This is a genomic window from Nocardioides alkalitolerans, from assembly GCA_038184435.1.
Lineage (GTDB): Bacteria > Actinomycetota > Actinomycetes > Propionibacteriales > Nocardioidaceae > Nocardioides > Nocardioides alkalitolerans_A.
The window spans coordinates 2,657,325-2,680,337 of record CP116227.1 but is presented as its reverse complement, the minus strand read 5'-3'; the positions used below and the strand labels follow the sequence as shown (position 1 = coordinate 2,680,337).

The 23,013-nt window shown below is 73.7% G+C and carries 19 protein-coding genes; 13 read left to right on the top strand and 6 right to left on the bottom strand.

Translation table 11 applies throughout. The features are described from left to right. Positions 1-20 precede the first annotated feature (20 nt). Positions 21-659: an O-methyltransferase gene (locus PIR53_12755; GenBank protein WZH54449.1), complete on the bottom strand. Its 639-nt coding sequence runs from the start codon at positions 657-659 to the stop codon at positions 21-23. A 244-nt stretch (positions 660-903) separates the two neighbouring features. Here PIR53_12755 and PIR53_12750 point away from each other — a divergent pair, with 244 nt between their 5' ends. The 10 genes from PIR53_12750 (at position 904) to PIR53_12705 (ending at position 11,345) form a co-directional block, all read left to right on the top strand. After that, positions 904-1,290 (top strand): hypothetical protein, encoded by a 387-nt coding sequence (locus PIR53_12750; protein ID WZH50891.1) that lies wholly within the window; start codon positions 904-906, stop codon positions 1,288-1,290. A gap of 268 nt (positions 1,291-1,558) precedes the next feature. Continuing rightward, positions 1,559-2,266 (top strand): RNA polymerase sigma factor SigE, encoded by a 708-nt coding sequence (gene sigE, locus PIR53_12745; protein WZH50890.1) that lies wholly within the window; start codon positions 1,559-1,561, stop codon positions 2,264-2,266. 4 nt (positions 2,267-2,270) lie between these two features. After that, a complete protein-coding gene (locus PIR53_12740; protein ID WZH50889.1) occupies positions 2,271-2,768 on the top strand; it encodes a hypothetical protein in 498 nt (165 codons plus the stop codon). Continuing rightward, on the top strand, positions 2,765-4,126 hold the full coding sequence (locus PIR53_12735) for a trypsin-like peptidase domain-containing protein (protein WZH50888.1): 1,362 nt from the start codon (positions 2,765-2,767) through the stop codon (positions 4,124-4,126). Before PIR53_12740 ends, PIR53_12735 begins: the two co-directional genes overlap by 4 nt. Positions 4,127-4,190: 64 nt before the next feature. After that, positions 4,191-4,436 (top strand): helix-turn-helix domain-containing protein, encoded by a 246-nt coding sequence (locus tag PIR53_12730; GenBank protein WZH50887.1) that lies wholly within the window; start codon positions 4,191-4,193, stop codon positions 4,434-4,436. Positions 4,437-4,501: 65 nt separating this feature from the next. Then, the gene (locus tag PIR53_12725; protein ID WZH50886.1) at positions 4,502-5,917 is read left to right on the top strand and encodes a glycoside hydrolase family 30 beta sandwich domain-containing protein; all 1,416 of its coding nucleotides are present in this window, start codon (positions 4,502-4,504) and stop codon (positions 5,915-5,917) included. 219 nt (positions 5,918-6,136) lie between these two features. Beyond that, positions 6,137-7,699: a Re/Si-specific NAD(P)(+) transhydrogenase subunit alpha gene (locus PIR53_12720; protein WZH50885.1), complete on the top strand. Its 1,563-nt coding sequence runs from the start codon at positions 6,137-6,139 to the stop codon at positions 7,697-7,699. Positions 7,700-7,705: 6 nt separating this feature from the next. Then, complete coding sequence (pntB, locus tag PIR53_12715) at positions 7,706-9,097, top strand: Re/Si-specific NAD(P)(+) transhydrogenase subunit beta (protein ID WZH50884.1); 1,392 nt, start codon at positions 7,706-7,708, stop codon at positions 9,095-9,097. Between the two features lie 63 nt (positions 9,098-9,160). Continuing rightward, complete coding sequence (locus PIR53_12710; GenBank protein ID WZH50883.1) at positions 9,161-10,282, top strand: hypothetical protein; 1,122 nt, start codon at positions 9,161-9,163, stop codon at positions 10,280-10,282. Next, positions 10,275-11,345: a hypothetical protein gene (locus tag PIR53_12705; GenBank protein ID WZH50882.1), complete on the top strand. Its 1,071-nt coding sequence runs from the start codon at positions 10,275-10,277 to the stop codon at positions 11,343-11,345. Before PIR53_12710 ends, PIR53_12705 begins: the two co-directional genes overlap by 8 nt. A gap of 431 nt (positions 11,346-11,776) precedes the next feature. Here the strand turns inward: PIR53_12705 and PIR53_12700 are convergent, their stop codons facing one another. From PIR53_12700 to PIR53_12680, 5 genes are all read right to left on the bottom strand, one after another. Next, the gene (locus tag PIR53_12700; GenBank protein WZH50881.1) at positions 11,777-12,910 is read right to left on the bottom strand and encodes a ring-opening amidohydrolase; all 1,134 of its coding nucleotides are present in this window, start codon (positions 12,908-12,910) and stop codon (positions 11,777-11,779) included. A gap of 58 nt (positions 12,911-12,968) precedes the next feature. After that, entirely contained in the window at positions 12,969-13,967 is a 999-nt protein-coding gene (locus tag PIR53_12695; protein ID WZH50880.1) for a carbamate kinase, read from the bottom strand. A gap of 173 nt (positions 13,968-14,140) precedes the next feature. Further along, a complete protein-coding gene (locus PIR53_12690; protein WZH50879.1) occupies positions 14,141-15,019 on the bottom strand; it encodes an NmrA family NAD(P)-binding protein in 879 nt (292 codons plus the stop codon). Positions 15,020-15,023: 4 nt separating this feature from the next. Beyond that, entirely contained in the window at positions 15,024-17,009 is a 1,986-nt protein-coding gene (locus tag PIR53_12685; protein WZH50878.1) for a hydantoinase B/oxoprolinase family protein, read from the bottom strand. Continuing rightward, positions 17,006-19,123 carry a hydantoinase/oxoprolinase family protein gene (locus tag PIR53_12680; GenBank protein WZH50877.1) on the bottom strand — a complete coding sequence of 706 codons (2,118 nt, stop codon included), beginning with the start codon at positions 19,121-19,123 and terminating at the stop codon, positions 17,006-17,008. Before PIR53_12680 ends, PIR53_12685 begins: the two co-directional genes overlap by 4 nt. Positions 19,124-19,491: 368 nt before the next feature. On the opposite strand from PIR53_12680, the gene PIR53_12675 reads away from it, so the two are divergent. The 3 genes from PIR53_12675 to PIR53_12665 are packed head-to-tail and all read left to right on the top strand — an operon-like array spanning position 19,492 to position 22,641. Then, the gene (locus PIR53_12675; protein ID WZH54448.1) at positions 19,492-20,340 is read left to right on the top strand and encodes a MoxR family ATPase; all 849 of its coding nucleotides are present in this window, start codon (positions 19,492-19,494) and stop codon (positions 20,338-20,340) included. Next, a complete protein-coding gene (locus PIR53_12670) occupies positions 20,337-21,521 on the top strand; it encodes a VWA domain-containing protein (protein WZH50876.1) in 1,185 nt (394 codons plus the stop codon). Before PIR53_12675 ends, PIR53_12670 begins: the two co-directional genes overlap by 4 nt. After that, positions 21,514-22,641 (top strand): XdhC family protein, encoded by a 1,128-nt coding sequence (locus tag PIR53_12665; GenBank protein ID WZH50875.1) that lies wholly within the window; start codon positions 21,514-21,516, stop codon positions 22,639-22,641. Before PIR53_12670 ends, PIR53_12665 begins: the two co-directional genes overlap by 8 nt. Positions 22,642-23,013 lie beyond the last annotated feature (372 nt).

Sequence of the window (23,013 nt, the reverse complement as noted above, 5' to 3'; positions counted from 1 at the left end):
CGCCGCCCGCGCGGCAGTCCTCAGCCGATCTTCTTCGCGGCCAGCAGGCCGTCGCCGACGGGCAGCAGCACCGGCACGAGGTCCTCCGAGGCGGCCACCTCGCGGCCGAGGTCGCGGATGGCGATCGTCGTCTCGTCGCGCTTGGCCGGGTCGGCGACCCGGTCGTGCCACAGGGCGTTGTCGAACACGACGACGCCGCCCGGGCGCAGCAGGCGCAGGGCCGCGGTCAGGTACGCCGCGTACTCGAGCTTGTCGCCGTCGCAGAGCACCAGGTCGTAGTGGCCGTCGGTCAGCCGGGGCAGCACGTCGAGCGCGGCGCCGGGGATGGCCCGCACCCGCTGCGAGGGGATGCCCGCCTCCGCGAACGTCTCCTTGGCGAGCCGCTGGTGCTCCGCCTCGACGTCGACGCTGGTCAGCACGCCGTCGGGGCGCATGCCGCGCAGCAGCCACAGGCCGGAGACGCCCGTGCCCGTGCCGATCTCGACGACGGCGCGGGCGTCCAGCACGGCGGCCAGGAAGCGCAGTGCGGCACCGGCCCCGGGGCTGACGGGAACGACACCGACCTCCTCCGCCCGGGCACGCGCGCCGAGCAGCACCTCGTCCTCGGCGACGAGCTCCTCGGAGTAGGTCCAGCTCGCGGCGGTGATGGGGGTGGTGATGACGGCCTCCTGGGTGCGCTGCGGGCGGGGAACGCCCTGACCTCGAACTCTATGCTCTCCGGCCCCTGCTGCGCGCGGCCCCGCTCCGCCGAGCGCGCCGGAGCCACCGGCCGGTGAACGTTCGCGACCATCGCGCCAACTCTGGGTGCGGCCCGGGCGCGGGCCCGTCTGCGCTGCTTGGATCGACGTGTGGATCTCGGGGTTCATCAGGGTCCTCGAGGACGCGTTCTCGGAGGGAGTGCACGTGAGGAAGCAGGCGATGGCGGCGGTGGCCGGTGCGGTGATGGCCGGAGGGGCCGTCGTGGCCGTGGCGCCGCCGGCCCAGGCGGGCTGGTTGTGCGACACGACCGGGGTGTGCGGGACCGTCACGAACAACGCGTCGAGCAACGGCAACATCCTGGCCGGGGAGGGCTGGAGCGACTCCTCGGGGCGCCCGACCGGACGGGTCGTCACCCTGCGGCCGGGCCAGTCCAGCGGAGGCGGTGTCCTGCACGACACCGACGGCTACTACGTGCCCTCCGGGTGCCAGCAGGGGTCCTACACCCGCAACGGCTGGGTCGGCGGCAGCTGGGGTCCCCGGTGGGTCAAGATCACCGACAACCAGCAGATGAGCGTGACCGTCCGGTGCTGACGAGGTGCTGACCGGGTGGTGACCCGGTGCTGACCCGGGGCGGGGCCGGGCAACCGGTCCCGCTCCGCGGGAACTATCGGGCGGACTCACAGGTTGTTCTCAGTACGCGTCACTAGATTGCTGCGCATCGCGCACCGGCCTGCGAGCTGCTGGTGTGGGATGGGCGCCGGCGGGGTAGAGCCCCGCCGGACGCAGGTCCGGGACCGCCGGTCCCGGTGACGAGTGGTGCGACGAGAGACGGAGTGGTTCGGTGAGCGAGGGTGGCCCTGTGAGTGGCCGAGGTGAGAGTCCCGCGGGCAGCGGGGGAGGCGCGCGCACGTCCTGGGAGGACGTGGTCACGCGGCACTCCGACCGGGTCTTCCGGCTCGCCTACCGCCTGACCGGCAACCGCCCCGACGCCGAGGACCTGACGCAGGAGGTCTTCGTCCGGGTGTTCCGCAGCCTCGACGGCTTCACCGAGACCGAGACCGGCTCCTTCGAGGGCTGGCTCCACCGCATCACCACGAACCTGTTCCTCGACCAGGCGCGCCGCAAGCAGCGCCTGCGCTTCGACGCGCTGTCCACCGAGCGCGCGGAGGCCATGGCGGCCAGCGCCCCCGGGCCCGCTGCCGCCGTCGGCGACCGCACGTTCGACGACGACGTCGAGGGTGCCCTCGCGCAGCTCTCGCCGGAGTTCCGCGTCGCCGTGGTGCTGTGCGACGTCGAGGGCATGACCTACGACGAGATCGCCGACATCCTCGGCGTCAAGATCGGCACGGTGCGCTCCCGCATCCACCGCGGCCGCGCCCAGCTGCGCCAGGCGCTGGCCCACCGTGCGCCGGCCGCGGGCCGCACGCGCTACGCCGGTCCGCGCACCGGCCCCCTCCCCGCGGTGCGCACCGCCGCCCAGGGGGCGGCCGAGGCCGCGCGCCGGGTCACGACCGGCACCGCCGAGGGCCTGGTGGGCCGCCGCATGGCTCCCGCGGGGCCGAGGTGAGCCGATGACGATCCTGGGTCACCTCGGCGGCACCAAGATCAGCGACCTGCTCGACGACCGTCTCCCCGAGCACGACGCCGAGCTCGCCTGGGCGCACGTCGACGACTGCGAGGTCTGCCAGCAGCACCTCGAGACCGAGGCGTGGGTCAAGAACGCGCTGTCCGCGCTCCCCGAGCCGCGGTGCGGTCTCTCCGAGGCGTTCCGGGGCCGGTTGTGCGACGACGAGCTCATCGCGTCCTACGCGGAGGCCGGCTCCTGGGTCCTGCCCACCACCCCGGCCGACCAGCGCCGCCACCGGTGGACCCTCGCCGCCGTGGGCGGCGGTGCCGTCGGTGCCGCCATGCTCGGTGTCGTCGCCCTCGGCACGACCTCCCCGGCGCCGGCGAACCGGCCTGCCGTCTCGAGCATCACGGCCATCGCCGAGGTGTTCCGGTCCCCCGTCTCGGCGAACCGCCCCGCCTCCCGGCCCGTCGAGGCCGAGGGCGACGGAGCCCGCCGGTGACGGGACGCGACGCCGAGGGGCAGCCGCGCGAGCACCACGACGAGCACCAGCCGGAGTCGACGCGCCCCATCGCGTCGTACCCGGCCCCGGGGGCCGACGCGAGCCCGCGCCACGGCGACGCCCCCCGTGACGACGACACCCAGGACTTCCCCACGCTCGGCACCGACCGGAGCGGGGGCCCCAAGCACGCCGCGGGCGGCGGCTTCGGGCTGCTGCCGGCGGCCCCGGCCGGTACGACGCGGGCACGCCGCAGCGCTGTCCCCGGCTGGCTGCTCCCCACCGTGATCCTCCTGGCGCTGGTCGTCGGCGCGGGCGGCGGCGCACTCGGCGGGATGGCCTACCAGGCGTCCCGCGACGACGACGCCGGCTCCGGGCGGGGCTCGCAGGTCAGCGGCACCGAGGGTCTGGACGTGGACACCACCCCGCCGCTCGACGAGGACAACACGTCGGTGGCGGCCGTCGCCTCGCAGCTGCTCCCCAGCACGCTGCAGGTCTTCGCCCTGTCCGAGGACGGCGACGACGCGACCGGCTCGGGCTTCGTCTTCGACGGCGAGGGCCACATCATCACCAACAACCACGTCATCGAGTCCGCGGTGGACGGCGGCACCGTCGAGGTGCAGGCCACCGACGGCCGCAAGTTCGAGGTCGAGGTGGTCGGGCGCAGCCCGGTCTACGACATCGCCGTGCTCCGCGCCGACGAGGCGCGGGAGCTGGCGCCGGTGTCCTTCGGGTCGGCCGACGACCTGGTCGTCGGTGAGGGCGTCGTCGCGATCGGTTCGCCCCTGGGGCTCGCCGCGACCGTGACCGCCGGCATCGTGAGCGCGAAGAACCGTCCCGTGACCACGGGCAACGCCGACGACGGCGCCTCCTACATCAACGCCGTCCAGACCGACGCGGCCATCAATCCCGGCAACTCGGGCGGACCGCTGGTCGACCTCGCCGGTCAGGTGGTCGGTGTGAACTCCGCGATCGCCACGACCGGCGGCATCAGCGGCTCCGGCGGCAGCATCGGCGTCGGCTTCGCGATCCCCTCCGAGCAGGTGCTCCGCACGGCCGGCCAGATCATCGCGGACGGCGAGGCGACGTACCCCGTCATCGGCGCCCAGGTGCAGGTCGGCGGCGAGGGCGCCGGCGAGGGCGCGCTCGTCGACGAGGTCAACGAGGGCAGCCCGGCGGAGGACGCCGGACTGGTCGAGGGCGACGTCGTGACCGCCGTCAACGGCCAGGTCGTGACGGGGGGCGCGGAGCTGATCGTCGCGCTGCGCAGCTATGCGCCCGGCGACGAGGTCGAGCTGACGGTGCTCCGGGACGGCGAGGAGCGCAGCGTCCAGATCGTGCTCGGCGAGCAGACCGGCTGATCCTCCTCCACAGGTCGGCGGTGGGGGAGGGCGGCGACGCTCCGACGGTGGCAGAGTAGGGCCCATGGCCTCGCCCCGCTTCCTCACGCTCGCCGACGTCGCCGAGGTGCTCAACACCTCGAGCGCGCAGGTCTACGCGCTGGTCCGTCGCGGTGACCTGCCGGCCATCAAGATCGGCGGCCGGGGCCAGTGGCGGGTGGAGGACGAGCAGCTGGAGGCCTACATCCAGCGGATGTACGCGGAGACGCGCCAGTTCGTCGACGCCCATCCCTACGTGGAGGAGACCACGGACGCGGACTCGCGGGCGTGAGGCTCGTGGGGGGCGGGTCGCGGGATCGCTTCAGGTCCGAGCACGTCCTGCCGATCGTCCCCCACGTGTCCCTCCTGCTCAGCTCCGTCCCCTCCCGCCGCGCGTCCGCCCGGCGGATCGCCGCCGTCGCCGGCCTGCTCGTCACCAGCCTGCTCGCCGTCGGCGTCGACGCCTCCGGCGCGACCCCGGTCGTCGCGGCTGCCGGCACGGCCGCGACCGTGACGACGCCGTCGTTCGTCGTCACGTCGCCGACGTCGAGCACGCGCCGGCTCGCGACCGTGCCGACGACCACGAAGGCAGCCACCGTCACCTTCACCGTCGACACCACGCGTCCGCAGCAGGCGTGGTGGGGCACGGGCGCGGCGCTGACGGACGCCTCGGTCGGGCTGCTGGCCGGCAACAGCGACGCGCTGCGCCTGCTCTTCGACCCGACACGCGCCGACGGAGCCCGCCTGGACGCCCTGCGCCTGCCGCTGAGCTCGACCGACTTCTCGCCCACCTCGTGGGCCTGGTCGTGGGACGGCACTGCCGCGGCCCCGGCGCCCGAGGCGTCGGCGGCGATCTCCACGATCACCCAGGGCATCCTGCCGCTGCGCCCCGACCTCCGCGTCGTGGCGGCCGGCTGGAGCGCTCCGGCGTCGATGAAGACCAGCGGCTCGCTGCGGGGCGGCGGCCTGCGCGCCGACAGCACGACGGCGTACGGCGCGTTCCTGGTCTCCCAGGCCCAGGAGCTGCAGCGGCGCGGGGTGCCGCTGCGTGCGATGACGCTGGGCAACGAGCCCGGGCACTCGTCGGACTACGCGACGATGACGATGGACGTCTCCCAGATGGCGGCGCTGGGCCGGCAGGTCCGCCCGCAGCTGCCGGGCGACGTCGCCCTGTGGGCCGGTGACCACAACTGGGAGCACCGCTGGGCCTACGACCAGATCGTCGCCGCGGCCCCGGGTTCGTTCGACGGGTCGGCGTACCACTGCTACGGCGGCACGCCGTCCCAGATGAACGGCCCGACCCCGTTCCGCATCATCACGGAGTGCACGGGCACCACCGACGGCTGGGCCAGCAGCTTCGCCTGGCAGCTGCGCAACCTCGTCGCCGTCCCCGTGGCGAACGGGTCCTCGGGCCTGCTCATGTGGAACCTCGCCCTCGACCCGTCGAACGGACCGATCGACGCGGCGTCGCGCTACGGCTGTCGCAGCTGCCGCGGGCTCCTCACGGTCGACGGCACGCGGGTCACCACGGGTCCGGAGTTCTACCTGCTCGCCCACCTGACCCGTGCGGCGCAGCCGGGTGCCCGGGTGCTCCCGGTCGCCTCGTCGGCGTCCGGCACCGCCGTCGCGGCCTTCCGCAACCCCGACGGCACGACGGGCGTCGTCGGCGTCAACCACACGACGAGCACCCAGGTGGTGGCGGTGAAGGTCGGGTCCACGACGCGTCGCTACTCGGTGGGTCCGGGCGAGCTGTTCACCTACCGCACCCCGTAGCTCCCGGCCCGCGACCGATCGCTCGGTCTGTGATGTCGGTTTCAAAGAGCCCGTGTGAACGGTCCAATCGGCCCGAATTCATGCTCATAGTTTGAAATTTCGTGGACGACGACCTTGCAGGCGACCTCCGTGGCCCTAGCCTTCCCCGAGGTCGCGCCGTCGCGCGTCCGGAGCGAGGTACAGGCACGTCTCGTCACCGCTGGACGGAGAAGGACACGCATGAGTCAGTCACGCTTGGGGATCGTCGCCGAGTCGGCGCCCGGTGAGGCACGGGTCGCGGGCACGCCCGCGACGGTGAAGCAGCTGGTCGGCCTCGGCTACGAGGTCGTCGTCGAGTCGGGGGCCGGTGAAGCCGCCTCCTTCACGGACGAGGCGTACGCCGCGGCCGGCGCGCAGGTCGTCACCGGGGACGAGGCGTGGAGCAGCGCCGTGGTGCTCAAGATCAACGCCCCCACGGACGCGGAGCTCGCCCGGCTCGCCGACGGCGCCACGCTGATCTCCCTGCTGAGCCCGGCCCTGCGCCCGGAGCTGGTCGAGAAGCTCGGACGCGACGCGCTGGGCAAGGACATCACCGCGCTCGCCATGGACGCGGTGCCGCGCATCTCCCGCGCCCAGTCGATGGACGTGCTCTCGTCGATGGCCAACATCGCGGGCTACCGCGCCGTCATCGAGGCCGCCCACGAGTTCGGCCGCTTCTTCACCGGCCAGGTCACGGCGGCGGGCAAGGTGCCGCCGGCGAAGGTGCTCGTCGCGGGCGCCGGCGTGGCCGGTCTCGCGGCGATCGGTGCGGCGTCGTCGCTCGGCGCCATCGTGCGCGCGACCGACCCGCGGCCCGAGGTCGCGGACCAGGTGAAGTCGATCGGTGGCGAGTACCTCGAGGTCGTCGTGCCCGAGGAGGCCAAGGAGGTCTCGTCCGACGGCTACGCCAAGGCCACGAGCGACGCCTACAACGCCCGTGCCGCGGAGATCTACTCCGAGCAGGCGGCGGACGTCGACATCGTCATCACCACGGCGCTGATCCCGGGCCGGGCCGCCCCCCGCCTCCTGACGGCGGCTGACATCGCGTCGATGAAGCCCGGTTCGGTCGTCGTCGACATGGCGGCCGCCCAGGGCGGCAACGTCGAGGGCTCGGTGGCCGGCGAGCGCGTGGTCACCGACAACGGCGTCGTCATCCTCGGCTACACCGACCTCGCGGGCCGCCTGCCCACGCAGGCCTCCCAGCTGTTCGGCACCAACCTCGTCAACCTGCTCAAGCTGATGACCCCGGAGAAGGACGGCACCCTGGTGCTCGACTTCGACGACGTGGTCCAGCGCGGCGTGGCGGTCGTGCGCGCCGGCGAGACGACGTGGCCCCCGCCGCCCGTCCAGGTGTCGGCTGCCCCGGCGCCGGCCGCCCCGGCGGCTCCCGCCGCTCCCGTTGAGGAGAAGGCGCCGCCGTCGCCGGCCCGGAAGTACGGCCTCATCGGCCTGGGCATCGCGCTGCTGTTCCTCGTCAACGCGACCGCGCCCCAGCCGATCCCGCAGCACTTCACCGTGCTCGTGCTGTCGATCGTCATCGGCTACTACGTGATCGGCAAGGTCGCGCACGCGCTGCACACGCCGCTCATGTCCGTGACCAACGCGATCTCCGGGATCATCGTGGTCGGCGCCCTCGTGCAGATCACGTCCGACGACACGGCCGTCCAGGTGCTCTCGGCCGTCGCGATCCTCCTGGCGAGCATCAACATCTTCGGCGGATTCGCCGTGACCCGTCGCATGCTTGCGATGTTCTCGAAGGACTGAGGGAACGTGACCGACAACCTCCTGGACATCTCCGTCGCGGCGTACATCGTCGCGGCCCTGCTCTTCATCCTCAGCCTCGCCGGTCTCAGCAAGCACGAGACGGCCCGGGCGGGCGTGGGCTACGGCATCGCCGGCATGGCGATCGCCCTCGTCGCCACCATCGCGCTGGCCGTCGACGGCGCCGAGACGCTCGGTGTCGTGCTCCTCATCGGGGCGGTGCTCATCGGCGCCGGCATCGGCCTCTGGCGGGCACGCATCGTCGAGATGACGGGCATGCCCGAGCTCATCGCGCTGCTCCACTCGTTCGTCGGCCTCGCCGCGGTGCTCGTCGGCTGGAACGGCCACCTGGAGCACCCGCCGTACGTCGGTGCGCTCGAGGACATCCACCGCGCCGAGGTCTTCATCGGCGTCTTCATCGGCGCGGTCACCTTCACGGGCTCGATCGTGGCGTACCTGAAGCTCAGCGCGAAGATCAAGTCCGCCCCGCTCGTGCTGCCCGGCAAGAACGCCATCAACCTCGGCGCGCTCGCGGCCTTCGCGGGACTGACGGTCTGGTACGTGCTGGACAACCAGCTGTGGCTGCTCATCGTGGTCACGCTCGTCGCGCTGGCGCTCGGCTGGCACCTCGTCGCCTCCATCGGCGGCGGCGACATGCCGGTGGTCGTCTCGATGCTCAACAGCTACTCCGGCTGGGCGGCGGCCGCGGCGGGCTTCCTGCTCTCCAACGACCTGCTCATCGTCACCGGTGCGCTCGTGGGCTCCTCGGGTGCCTACCTCAGCTACATCATGTGCAAGGCGATGAACCGCTCGTTCATCTCCGTCATCGCGGGCGGCTTCGGCATCGAGGCGGCGTCGTCGGGCGACACCGACTACGGCGAGCACCGGGAGATCGACGCCGCGGGCGTCGCGGAGCTGCTCAAGACCGCGTCCAGCGTGATCATCACGCCGGGCTACGGCATGGCGGTGGCCCAGGCTCAGTACCCGGTCGCCGACCTCACCAAGCGGCTGCGCGAGCGGGGCGTCGAGGTGCGGTTCGGCATCCACCCCGTCGCCGGCCGGCTGCCCGGGCACATGAACGTGCTGCTCGCCGAGGCGAAGGTGCCCTACGACATCGTGCTCGAGATGGACGAGATCAACGACGACTTCGCCTCGACGTCGGTCGTGCTCGTCATCGGCGCGAACGACACCGTGAACCCGGCCGCGAACGACGACCCGTCGAGCCCGATCGCGGGCATGCCGGTGCTGACGGTCTGGGAGGCGGAGGACGTCATCGTCTTCAAGCGCTCGATGGCCGTGGGCTACGCGGGCGTGCAGAACCCGCTGTTCTTCCGTGACAACACGCAGATGCTCTTCGGTGACGCGAAGGACCGCGTGGAGGACATCATCCGGGCGCTCTGATCCGGCGGCACGACCGCGTCCGGGGTGGGTTGGGACCGCCGGCCACGGGGCACCAGACCCGGCATGTCCGAGCGAACGGGACTCCCCGACGTACGCCGCTGGTGGTGGCTGGCCGCCCTCGTCGTGCTGGCGCTGGCGGTGCCGGCGTACCTCCTCGCGTCGGCCGGCCCCGCGCTCACCGACGACCAGGAGCGGGCGCGCGAAGCGGCGGCGGAGCTGCCGGAGCTCGAGGTGGGGGAGACCGCCGCGCTGGCGGACGACGAGTCGGCGAGCGGCCCGGGCGTGGCCGTCGACGTCGCCACCCCGGGCGCGACCGTGACGGTGCGGGCGACGGCGCCCGACGGTTCCGGCGGCGGTCGGCGCGCGGGCGGCGGGGCGAGGGTCGTGACGGTGACCTGGGACGTCCTCTACCGCTACGACCCGACCGTCCCGCTGGACCAGGCCGCCGCCCTCGGGGACGTGCCCTCCCTCGAGATCGGCCTCCGGAGCGACGGCGAGGACGTCGACCTCGCCGGGACCGGTGACACCTCCGTGCCCGGGATCGTCACGGGTCTCGCCGAGCCGACGGGCGGTGGCGTCGTGCTGGCCGTCGCCGAGGACGTGGACGACCTGGCGCTCGACGTCACCTTCGACGGGGTGGCGCAGACCGTCGACCTCCTCTCAGGCGAGCTCGACGCAGGGCGCGCGGCGGGGCTCTACGACACGAGCCGCACCGGCTTCGTGCCCGAGCGGTGCACGTTGCTGGCCGCGGCCCCGGAGGGTCTGGACCTCGACGCCTGGTGCGCCGTCGACGCGATCGCGCTCACCGCGTGGACGGCCGGGACGGGGTGGGTCGAGGACGCCGACGACCGGTGGGCGCTCGTGCGGGCCACCGCCTTCGTGGACTCCTACGCGACGCTGCGCGACGCCGCCGGGTTCGAGGAGGCGTTCCTCGAGCGGGTCTCCTCGTCGCTGGTGCTGACCCTCGACGGCGAGGCTCCGGTCGCGGGGCCGGAGGCGCCCGGCGGGTTGGACTACGTCGGGGCTCCCGGCGGCCCCTCGGAGGTGTCGGTCTTCGCGGTGCCGGCCGGCACGACCCCGCAGGAGCTGCGCCTGGTCGGCGAGATCACCGCCGTCGACGACGACGCCGCGGTGGAGCCGCTGGTGGTGGCCGTCGACGAGACGTTGGAGGTGCGGGGTGGCTGAGCAGGTGGCGGCAGGGTCGCCCGAGCCGATCACGAGCCGCCGCGCGTGGACGGTCGTCGCGCTGGCCGGCCTGCTGGTGGTCGTCGGCGCCGTGGCGGTCGGGCTGCTGGTGCGCCCCGACCCGGTGCGCGAGGTCGCCGCGGGCGAGACGCTCGCCCTCGCGGCCCCTCCGCCCTGGGACGGGGACACCCTGCGGGAGGTGGTGCTCGACCACGGCGTCGGTGTGCGCCTGACGACGAACGACGACCTCGGCGACGCCCGCGACGTGGTGCCCCCCGAGGGCGGCACGTTCCTCGTCGTGCGCGTCTCCGACCCCCGGAGGGGAGACGCGGCGCCCGACGTCCTCGCGCCGCCGACGACGCTGACCCTCGTGGACGGCGACCGCCGGTTCGACCTCACGCCGGAGGCGCGGCCGACCAGTGCCGGCGCGCCCCTGGTCGCGACGACGGCCGTCGCGCTCGACCGGTCCGGCGACGACGCGTTCGACGGTCTCGTGCTCGAGGCGGAGCGCAGTGGCGCGGTCACCACCGTCGACCTCGCGCCCGAGGTGCCCGAGCCCTCGCCCCCGGTCCCGACGGGGACGCCGGGCAACCGGTCCCAGCCGTGCGCACCGGCGGTCTGGCCCGAGGGCTGGTCGCCGGAGGAGAACGAGTACGACGCGTGCGCGGTCGCGCCGTACCCCCTCGTCGACGTGCTCGGCACCCTCGGCCCGGCGCCCGAGGGCGCGTCCTGGCTGCCCCTGGTCGTCGACACGGAGGGCACCTACCTCGACGCCGAGCTCGACGGTCGCGCCTACTACCTCGACGGCATCCCGACCTCGGTGGACTACCGGCTCGGCGACCGCGAACCGGCGCTCGTCGTCCCCACGACCGCGCTGCAGCCCCCGGACCGCATGCCCCGGGCGGTGCCCGAGGACCTCGTGGTCTTCGCCGTCCCTGCCGACGCGGAGGTCGACGGGCTCACGCTGACGTTCACCGCGACGTACGACGCGCGCGCGGGCGGACCGGACCCCCGGCCGACGACGACGGTCGCGCTGGAGCGGAGCGCGGCGCTGGGGGAGTAGCGGGCGCGGTGCCGGGCGGGTCGGAAATGTGCGGTCGGGGTGGCCCGGATCGCGCGGGGCCTGTCCCGGCTGCACAGTTCGCGTCCCCGCCGGCGGGCGGGCGTCGGGGACCGCGCCGGGGGCACCGCACCACCTCCCGATGGCCATCTGAAAGCACCCAGAACAACGTCGTACGACGGGAATTGTCGAGCGACGTCGCTCGTTGGTCAGGGTGCGTCGGTCCGAGATCATGCCCCCGGGCCTCACCATTTGCCGCTACGAGCGGCCGTTCGCCGAGAGGCGGCTGACGGGCCGGCGAGCAAGATCACGCGGCCTCCCGCCGGGTAAGCCCCAGGCGGGAGGCCGCGTGCTGCACCCGGTGGGTCCTCCCGGAGACGACGCAACCACCCGCCGGGCGGATCCGACGGGTGGCTGCGCGGTGGTGCGGTGGATCAGGGAGCGGGGTAGCCCGTGGGGTTCTCGCCCAGGTCCACGATCGCCGCGACGGGACCGCCGCCGTCGGGGCCCTGGTGGGCCGCCGACACGGAGACGAACACGGCCGGGTCGCCGGTGACCGAGGCGGTCACACCGCCGACGGCGCTCTTGATCTGGCGGTGCCAGTGCACGTCGGAGTCGTCGAGCATGGCGTTGCGGCGTCCGCGGACCTCGCCGTCCTGCGAAACCTCGCACTTGAGGAACACGTTGACGAGGCGGCCGCCGAGGTCGGAGGTGTGCGGGCGCTCCGGCAGGTCGAGACCGGCGTCCTTGATGGCGGCCCAGATGCCGTCGGTGTCGAGGGCGTCGTTCATGACCGAGTGGCCGATGCGGTAGCGGCCGCCGACACCGCGGGCGTTGCCCACGACGACGATCTGCGCCTGGTCGAGCTCGACGCCCGAGGAGCACGACGCGACCGAGGAGTACAGGTCGCGGTTGTGCATGACGTCGGCGTCGGTCGGCTGCTCGATCTCGCCGAGCGCGACGGCGATGCCGAGCGCGGTGCAGCCGTTGGACAGGTCCATCGACTCGTGGGTGTGCTCGGTCCAGACCGTCTTGCCGCGGCTCTTGGCGTCGCGGATGGTGTGGATGGTGAGCAGCGGCGTCTTGGTCTGCACGTAGTGCACGTCGGCCGGGTCAGTGATGCCTGCGCGCTCCATGGCGACGCGCACGCCGGCGGCGACCTTGTCGACCATCGTGACGCGGCCGATGTCCTCGGGCAGCAGCTCCTCACTCATGGCGAAGCCGACCGTCAGGCGGAGGTCGTCGGTCTTCTCGACCTTGTCCTCGGGCACGGTCGCGAAGATGGTGGCGTGGGGCGAGATGACGCCGTCCGTGCCGCCGGACCACACGATCGGGACCTGCTTGACCTCGGACTCGGGGCGCGAGCCCTTCGCGAGGAGCACCTCGCGGAACGCGCGGTCGGCGATGATGCGGGTGTAGTCGTTCACGCCGCCGTTGCCCTCGGTCTTGCCGATGACGGCGATGACGCGGTCGGCCTCGATGATGCCGGCGTCGATCAGCTCGGCGAGTCCGGATGCGTCCGAGACGTTCTTGATGGGGACCTTGCGGACCTCGATGGCGTCGGGCACGACGGTTACCTCTCTCTTCGGTGGCCCCGGCCGCGTCGCGGCCGGGGATCGGTGCGGGTCAGACGGTGGCGGGAGCCGGCTCCGGCACGATGACGGTGCCGACCAGGTCGGCGCCGTCCCCGGTGCCGCCGGTCCCCTGGACGTGCTCCGCGACGGCGGCGACGGCGTCACGGATGCGGTCGAGCGACGTGATGATCGAGCAGCCGCCCTGCTCGGCGAACCGGAGCGCGGCCTCGACCTTGGGACCCATGCTGCCGGACGCGAAGTGACCCTCGGCGGCGATGGTCCGCATCTCGTCCACGGTCACGCGGCCGAGCGGGCGGGCGTCGGGGGTGCCCCAGCCGATGACGGCGTTGTCGACGTCGGTGGCGATGACGAGCACGTCGGCGTGGACGAGCCGGCCCAGCAGCGCTGCCCCGAGGTCCTTGTCGATGACGGCCTCGACGCCGGTGAGCGCGCCACCCTCGCCGCGCACGACCGGGATCCCGCCGCCGCCGGCGGCGACCACGACGAAGCCGGACTCCACCAGCGCCAGCACCGCGGGGGCGTCGACGATCTCGCGGGGCTGCGGCGACGGCACGACGCGGCGCCAGCCCTTCTCGCCGCGGTCCTGCCAGTTCTGGCCCTCGGCGACGAAGCGCTGCGCCTCGGCCTCGGGCAGGAAGCGGCCGACCGGCTTGCTGGGCTGCAGGAAGTCGGGGTCGTCGGCGTCGACGACGGTGCGGGTGACGAGGGCCGCGGCGCGGCGGTCGATGCCCTCCGCGGCGAGCGCGGCATCCAGGCAGGTCGTCAGCGTGTAGCCGAGGGTGCCCTGGGTCTGGGCGCCGCACCAGTCGAGCGGGACCATCGGGACGACGTGGGCGGTCAGCTCGTTCTTCACCAGCAGGTTGCCGACCTGGGGGCCGTTGCCGTGGGTGACCACGACGTCGGTGCCGGTGGCGACGAGCTCGGCGATCCGCGCGGCGGCCGTGCTGATGGCCTCCCGCTGGGCCTCCACCGTGGCCGAGCCGTCCGGTGCTGTCATGGCGTTGCCGCCGAGTGCGATGAGCGCGCGCACGTGGTTCTCCATCCGTGTGATCTGGCTCTCGCCGTCTGCGTCGAATCTAGGCGCGGCGGGAGCGCGGGGGTACGGCGAGGGATGCCCGAGGTGGGCCGCCGTCGTTGGCAGACGTTGCTGTCCGGGTGGCGGGCGGAGCGCGGTCGGGCCCGAGCGGGTCGGGCCCGACCGCCTCAGGCCAGGCCGAGGTCGCGGCGGAGCGCGTCGCGGACCGTGGTGGGGGTGCGCCCCAGCAGGACGCCGAGCGCGAGCGGGCTGCCGACGAGCCCGTGGGCGTCGTAGTGGTCGAACATCGCGACGAGGTCGTCGACGTCCGGGCGGGTGCCGTCGGGGTCGACGGCGGCGCGCCAGTCGGCGACCGGCTGCCGCTCGGCCACCACGGGCCGGCCGGACAGCTCGGCGATCACCGCGGCCAGGTCGGCGCTGGTCAGCACCTCGGGGCCGGCGAGCTCGAAGGTGCCGTACGTGGTGGCCGGGTCCTCGAGGACCGCCACCACGGCGCCCGCCACGTCGGCCAGGTCGACCGGCGTGAAGGGCTGGGCGACGTCGTACGGGACCCGGTAGGTGCCGCCGGCGACCGCGGCGTCCCAGAAGGGGAGCACGTTCTGGGCGTAGCTGGCGGGCTGCAGCACGGTCCAGGCCAGGGAGCTGGAGCGCACGGTGAGCTCGGAGGTCGCCTTGCGCAGGTGGTGCGGCATGGCCGGCACGTGGGGCTGCAGGACCGAGTGGAAGACGAAGCGGCGGACGCCGGCGCGCTCGGTGGCGGCCACGACGTCGGCGGTGAGGGCGTCCTCGGCCGGGTGCATGTTGGGCGGCACGTGGTGCACCGCGTCGACGTCGGCGAGGGCGGCGGCGATCGCGTCGGGACCGGCCTCCAGGTCGACGACGCGGGCCGCGGCGCCCTGCTCGCGCAGGGACGCCGCGGCCTCGGGCCGACGGACCAGGGCCACCGGCTCGTGGCCGGCCTCGAGGAGGCCGGCCACGACGGTGGCTCCGGTCTTGCCGGACGCGCCGGTGACCGCCACGCGCAGGGTGGGGCGGGGGTCGGTCATCGGCTCAGACGTAGTCGTACGGCGAGCTCGTGGCCCCGCCGGACAACCGGGCGTAGCCGGGACCGCGGTCGAAGAACGGCGCGTCGGCGTCGCGCTCCGAGCGCAGCTTCTCCCGCAGCGCGGTGGTCGCGTCGACGTCGACCTCGGGGGCCGCCACGCCGTCGGGGTCCACCTCGCCGGCGAAGACGACGCCGTAGTCGGCCTCGGCGGCCGCGACGGACACCTTGCGCCACCACACGTCGCGCGCCACGTGGGCCGGGTCGCGGTCGAGCGGGTCACCCCAGCCGCCGCCACCCGTGGTGCGGATGCGGATGACCTCGCCGGCCTTCACCTCGACGGCGTCGACGAGGGCGTCGACCTCCCGCTCGTTCGGGCCGTCCGGGTCGATCGTCACGCGGAACGGCTGGCCGGCCTTGCCGCCCTTGACGCCCCAGCACGACAGGATCGAGCGGTCCGCGATGGACATGAAGTGCGCGTCCGCGAGCATGCGGATCTGCTTCTCGTAGCCCAGGCCGCCGCGGAACTGGCCCGCACCGCCCGAGTCGAGCGCGAGGCCGAGGCTCTCGACGCGGAACGGGAAGCGCGACTCCGTGAACTCGGTCGGCAGGTTCCGCGAGTCGGGCACGACGTGGATCGTGTCCTCGCCGTCGGCGTAGTAGCGACCGCCCGAGCCGCCGCCGAGCACCTCACGCATGAGGTAGGGGTTGCCCTCGAGGTCGTTGCCGTAGACACCCGTGTAGCGGATGGTCTCCTGGTCGGCGGGCATCTTGCCGTCGACGGCCTTCGCGACCACGCCGGCGAGCACGCCGAGCAGGCGCAGGATGACGAAGGTGCGGGCGTTCGTCGGCGCCGGGAACTCGGGCGTCAGGAGCGTGCCCTTCGGCGGGAAGCGCATCTCGATGAGGGGCGTGATGCCCTCGTTGACGTCGAGCTCCGCCATCCGCTCCGGGGTGTCCGCGAGGTTGCGGAGGATGGGCGCGATCCACTTCTTGAGGAACGAGCCGTCGGCGTAGTCGCCGCAGTGGTTGATCGGACCCTTGGCCTGCGGCGCCGTGCCGGTGAAGTCGATGATGAGGCGGGGGCCGTTGTCGGGACCGCCCGTCTCCTCCTTCGTCAGCGTGATGCGCTGCGTGTGCAGGCGCGGGTCGTCGACGCCGTCCTGCTCCGCGTAGTCCTCCCACACGAACGTGCCCGTCGGGATCTTGGAGAGGATCTCGCGGCGGAACGTCTGCGTGGTCTTGTCGAGGATCGCGTCGAACGCGGCGAACACCTGGTCGCGGCCGTAGCGCTCGAACAGGTCCGTCAGGCGACGGGCGCCGAGCAGGCACGCCGAGCACTCGGCGTCGAGGTCCGCGGCCAGCGAGTCGGGCATGCGGGAGTTGCGCGTCATGATCTTGAGCGCCGCCTCGTTGGGCACGCCGCCGTCCCAGAGCTTGATCGGGGGGACCATGAGGCCCTCCTCGAACACGCTCGTCGCGGTGCTCGGCATCGAGCCGGGCACCGAGCCGCCGATGTCGTCGTGGTGGCCGAAGGCCTGCACGAACGCGACGACCTCGGGACCGTCGCCCGAGTCGTGGAAGACGGGCGCCGTGATGCACAGGTCGGGCAGGTGGCCGATGCCGCCCTCCGACATGTAGACGTCGTTGTGGAAGAAGACGTCGCCCGGCTTCATCGTCTCGACCGGGTAGTCGCGGATGACCGGCTGCACGAGCGCCGAGTAGGACCGGCCCGTCAGCTTGCGGGCGTGCTTGTCGTGGATGCCCGCGCGGTAGTCGTGGGCGTCGCGGATCATCGGCGACCGGCTGGTGCGGCCGATGGAGGTCTCGACCTCCTGCTCGACGGAGGCCAGGTAGCCCTCGACGATCTCGACGACGACGGGGTCGACGTCGACGCCGTCGGTGAGCCGGTACGGCGCGTCGCCGCCCGGGGCGCGCACGCCCACCACGGTCGCGGTGTCGGTCTCGGGGTTGCTGAGGACGTCGCTGGTCACGAGAGGTTCTCCTTGCGGGTGATGAGGAGGTTGCCGAAGCGGTCGACCTCGGCGACGAAGCCGGGGTGCAGCGGGACGGTGGAGCTGAACTCCTCCACGATCGCCGGGCCGGTCACGACGTCGCCGGCACCGAGCTGGGCGCGGGCGACGACGGGTGCGTCGTACCACTGGTCGAAGTAGACGCGGCGGGTGCCGGTGACGGCGCCCTCGGAGCCGGTGCCGTCCGCGATCTCGCGCAGCTCGGGCTTGCGGATCGGGCCGATGCCGGAGACGCGCAGGTTGACCCACTCGACGGGCTGGGTGGCGTCGCCGCGGAAGTCGTAGCCGTAGAGCTTGTGGTGCTCGGCGTGGAAGGCGTCGGCGACGGCCTCGACGAGGCTGTCGTCCACCGGGCCGTCCGGCACAGGCACCCGCACCTCGAAGGCCTGGCCGACGTAGCGCAGGTCGGCCGTGCGCTGGAACTGCCGCTCGGCGGGCTCGAAGCCCTCGCGGGCCAGGGCCTCGTCGGCGTCGCGGGCGAGCTCCTCGAGCAGGCCCGCGACCTTCGCGCGGTCGAGGTCGTCGTGCTTCGTGATCGCCGTGCGTACGTAGTCGTTGCGCACGTCGACGGTCAGCAGGCCGTAGGCGGAGGTGTTGCCCGGGTTGAGCGGCACGATGACGCCCTGGAGGCCGAGGATGTCGACGAGGCGGCAGGCCAGCAGCGAGCCCGAGCCGCCGAACGTGACCATGCGGAAGTCGCGGGCGTCGAGGCCCCGCTTCACCGTCACCTGGCGCAGTGCGTTGGCCTGGTTCCAGGCGGAGATCTCGAGGATGCCGTCGGCGGCCTCCTCCACGCCGAGGCCGAGCTTGCCCGCGATGTCCTCGATGCCGGCGCGCGCGGCGTCGACGTCGAGGGGGATCTCGCCACCGAGCAGGTGGGGAGGGATCCGGCCGAGCAGCACGTGGGCGTCGGTGATCGTGGGCTCCTGGCCGCCCTTGCGGTAGCAGAGCGGGCCCGGGTCGGCGCCGGCCGACTGGGGGCCGACCTTGAGCATGCCCTCGGGGCTGATCCACGCGATGGAGCCGCCGCCGGCACCCACCGTGACGACGTCGATCATGGGGATCTTGCTGGGGTACGGACCGACGGTGCCCTCGGTGGTCAGCGCCGGGTGGCCGTCGATGACGACGGTGACGTCCGTCGACGTACCGCCGCCGTCGCAGGTGAGGACGCTGTCGAAGCCCGCGCGCTGCGCGATGACCGCGGCGCCCAGGGCGCCGGCCGCCGGGCCGGAGAGCACCGTGGTGATCGGCTGGCGCACGACCTCCTCGGCCGACAGCACGCCGCCGTTGGACTTCATCACGTAGAACGGCACCTCGCGGTGCTCGGTCTCCGCGCCGTCCTGGGAGCCCTCGGCGCCCGCGATGAACGAGTTGAGGCGCTCGGTGATGTTGTTGACGTAGGCCCGGATGTTGGGCTTCACCGCCGCGTCGACGAGCGTGGTGACGCTGCGCTCGTACTCGCGGTACTCCCGCAGCACCTGCGAGGACAGCGAGTAGTCCGCCTCGGGGTACTCGCGCTGGAGGATGGCCAGCGCGGCCTCCTCGTGCTCGGGGTTCGCGTAGGAGTTGAGGAACGACAGACCGATGGTCGTGACGCCCCGCGCGCGGAAGTAGCGGGCCGCGGCGACGACGTCGGCCTCGACCAGCGGGCGCACCTCGGAGCCGTCGACCGCGAGGCGGCCGCCGACCGTGCGGACCAGGTCGACCGGCACGATGCGGTCGGGCTTGACCCAGAAGTACGAGTTGCCGTAGCCGTCCGGGACGGACTGGCGGGCGATCTCGAGGAGGTGGCCGTAGCCCTCGGTCGTGATGAACCCGAGGTTCTCGACCTTCTCCTCGAGCAGCTTGTTGGTGGCCACGGTGGTGCCGTGGCTGACGGCCGTCACGGCGTCGCCCTCGAGGCCGAGCAGGCCGAGGACCTTGTCGATGCCGTTGAGGAAACCGTCGGCGGGGTTCGCCGGGGTCGAGGGCGTCTTGGTCGTGACGAGCTCGCCGGTCTCCTCGTCGACGGCGACGACGTCGGTGAAGGTCCCACCGGTGTCGATGCCGATGCGGATGCGACGCGTGGCGCTCATGCAGCCTCCAGGTTCGTTGGTGCGTTCAGTGCATTGAACCCCGCGGGCCGTGACCGGGGCTTCGTCAAAGTTGGCCGTAAAAGGCGCGATTCTTCGTCAGTTGCCGACTCGCTTCGTTACATCTGCCAACGCACCGCCCCGCGTCGTGGTGCCCGGCCTGCGGAAAGTGACGGGCTCACACCGCGACCCGGGGGAGGGGGAGGGGCGTTGGCACAACCCGCCAAGCCGCGGGGCGGTGCTTCGGCACCCCTCCGCCCTGCCGTACGGCGCGGTGCGTGCCTACGCTGGTCCACCTGGCCGACCCGGAGGTCGACCGCGAGGTCCACAGGAGGAGGCGGCACGTGCAGGGACCCGAGTCCGTGGCGGCGCTGGTCGACGACCTCGCGCGGGTGGGGTACCTCGCGGACGAGGGCACGGCCACGGCCGCGTGGCTCGCCTGGCGCACCTCCCGCCCGCTCCTGCTCGAGGGCGAGCCCGGGGTCGGCAAGACCTCGCTGGCGACGGCGCTCGCGCAGGTGCTCGGCCGCGACCTCGTGCGGCTGCAGTGCTACGAGGGCATCGACGCCTCCGCGGCGCTCTACGACTGGGACCACCCCCGCCAGCTGCTCCACGTGCGCGCGCTGGAGGCGGCCGGCGGGGTCGACGCCGACGCGCTCGAGCACGACCTGTGGAGCCGGCGCTTCCTCCTGCCGCGACCGCTGCTGCGCTCGCTCGAGGCGCCGAGCGTGCTGCTCGTCGACGAGCTCGACCGCGCCGACGACGAGTTCGAGGCGTTCCTGCTCGAGCTGCTCAGCGACTTCGCCGTGACGATCCCGGAGTACGGCACCGTCACCGCCGAGGTGCCGCCCCTCGTGGTCGTGACGAGCAACCGCACCCGCGAGGTGCACGACGCGCTCAAGCGGCGCTGCTACTACCACTGGGTCGAGCACCCCGACCTCGAGCGGGAGACCGCGATCGTGCGGCGCTCCGTGCCCGAGGCCGACGCGGCCCTCGCCGCGGGCGTGGCCCGGGTCGTCGCCCGGCTGCGCGACGAGGACCTGCTCAAGGCCCCCGGTGTGGCCGAGTCCATCGACTGGGCGCGCACGCTCCACGCCCTCGGCGCCACGACGGTCGAGCCCGCCGCCGCGGCGCGCACCCTGGGCGCCGTGCTCAAGTACCGCGAGGACCAGCAGCGCGTCGCCGCCCACCTCGCCGAGCTGCTCGCGGAGCCGGCGTGAGCCTCGCGCCCACCACCGCTCCCGCCCCCGGGCCGGACCTCACCGCCGAGCTGACCGGGCTCGCCGACGCGCTCCGTCGTGCGGGTGTCGACATCCCGGCGGGTGCGGCCCGGGCGGCCGTCGTCGCGCTGGCGGCGTTGGCGCAGACGCCGGGGCCGGCGGCCGGTGAGCCGAGCCGGGCCGCGACCTACTGGGCCACGCGCCTCACCCTCTGCTCCCGCCCCGACGACCTCGCGGTGTTCGACGAGGTCTTCGCGCTGTGGTTCGACCGGGCGGAGTGGGCCGGCGACGTACGCCGCGGGGTCACCCTCCCGACCTACCGCGACGTCCCCGTGCCCGGCGACCAGGCGGACGCCGGCGACGTGGAGGTCGCCAGCGCGCCGCCCACGGCGAGCCGGCTGGAGGTGCTCCGCCACCGCGACGTCGCCGCGCTCGACGCGGAGGACCGGGCCCTCGTCGCCCACCTGCTCGGTCGGATGGCGCACCGGCCGGCCCACCGTCGGTCGCGCCGCACCCGCCCCGGTCACCACGGCCGCGTCGACCTGCGTCGCGTGGTGCGCGAGGCGGTCCGCACCGGCGGCGACCCCGTGCACTGGCCGCGCCGGCAGCGGTGGCCGCGTCCCCGCCGTACCGTCGTGCTCCTCGACGTCTCGGGGTCGATGCGGCGCTACGCTGAGACCTACCTGCTCTTCGCCCACGCCCTCGTGCGCAGCCAGCCGAACGCCGAGGTCTTCTCGCTCGGCACCCGGCTGACGTGCCTGACCCGCGCCTTCCGGTCCACCGACCCGCAGCGCAGCGCCGACGAGGTCGCCCGCCGCGTCGTCGACTGGAGCGGCGGCACCCGTCTCGGCGAGGGGCTGGCGGTGTTCCTCGACCGGTGGGGACGGCGGGGTACGGCGCGGGGCGCGGTCGTGGTCGTCGTCTCCGACGGCTGGGAGCGCGGGGACGCGACGCTGCTCGGCGAGCAGATGGAGCAGCTGCACCGCCTCGCCCACCGGGTCGTGTGGGCCAACCCCAACCGCGCCCGTCCCGGCTTCGCGCCGCGGACCGCCGGGCTGGTGGCCGCGCTGCCGCACGTCGACGCCTTCGTCGACGGGCACAGCGTCGCCGCGCTCGAGGCGCTGACCGACGAGATCGCCGGGTCCACGAGGCCCGGGACGGCTGGAGGCCGACGTGCGTGAGGTGCTGGAGGCGGCCCGGGGCTGGTGGGCCGCGGGGGAGCGGTTCGCGCTGGGGACGGTCGCGGCCACCTGGCGCAGCGCGCCCCGCCCGGCGGGCGCGACCATGGCCGTCGGACCGGACGGCACGGTCGTCGGCTCGGTGTCGGGGGGCTGCGTCGAGGGCGCGGTCTACGAGCTGGGCCGCGACGTCATCGACTCCGGCGAACCCGTCTTCCAGCGCTTCGGGGTCTCCGACGACGACGCGGCCGCGGTGGGCCTGACCTGCGGCGGGATCCTCGACGTGCTCGTCGCGCCGGTGGACGCCGCCACCTTCGGGGTCTTCGAGGCGGTCGCGGACAGCATCTCCGCGGAGCGACCGGTCGCGCTGGCGACGATCGTCGACGGCCCCGCCCCGCTCGGCGCGCGGCTCGCGGTGTGGGAGGGGGAGACCTCCGGCTCGCTGGGCGACGCCTCGCTCGACGCCGTCGTGGCCGCCGAGGCGCGGGCGCTGCTCAGCGTCGGCGAGACGCGCACGCTGCGCACCGGTCCCCGCGGCGAGCTGCTCGAGGACGACGTCACCGTGCTCGTCGAGGTCTTCGCCCCGACGCCGCGGATGATCGTCTTCGGCGCGATCGACTTCGCGCGGGCGACGGTGCGGATCGGCAAGGTCCTCGGCTACCACGTGACGGTCTGCGACGCGCGGCCCCTCTTCGCGACGCCGGCCCGGTTCCCCGAGGCCGACGAGGTCGTCGTCGACTGGCCGCACCGCTACCTGTCCGGCACCACGACCGACGAGCGCACCGTGCTCTGCGTGCTGACGCACGACCCCAAGTTCGACGTGCCGCTCCTGGAGGTCGCGCTGCGCGGCCCCGCGGCGTACGTCGGGGCGATGGGCTCGCGACGTACCCACCGCGACCGGCTCGACCGGCTCCGGGAGGTGGGCGTCACGGAGGCCGAGCTCGCCCGGCTGCGGTCGCCCATCGGCCTCGACCTGGGCGCGCGCACGCCCGAGGAGACCGCGGTGTCGATCGCGGCCGAGATCGTGGGGCTGCACCGCGGAGGGACCGGGCGGCCGTTGACCGAGCTCGAGGGGCCGATCCACGCCGGACTGCTGCGGGCCGACCCGCCCGGGGTGGCGTGAGGCTGCGGTGGGGCGCGGGGGGTGCGGCCTCGGCCGCGACTTTGCGAAATGTGCGGCTGGGGCAGGGTCTGAGGCATCTGGGTTGTCCCAGCTGCACACTTCCGGGCCGGCCGGGGGCCAGCCCCGGCCCGGCCTGGCCCGGGTGAAGAAAACGCGGACGGCGGGCAGCTGAGGAGCCGTCTGGATCGATCCGACCGAGGGCTGGGTCCGCGTTTTCCTCCGCCGGCTCGAGTCCGTCCGCGTTTCCCGGCGGTCCGCGCCGGACGCGCCCGAGCCGCCGCGCGAACTGTGCAGCTGGGACACGTCCGAGTCGATCCGCGCTGTCGCAGCCGCACATTGCGCGCCGGGGGAGTGCGGGCGGGGGAGCGCTGG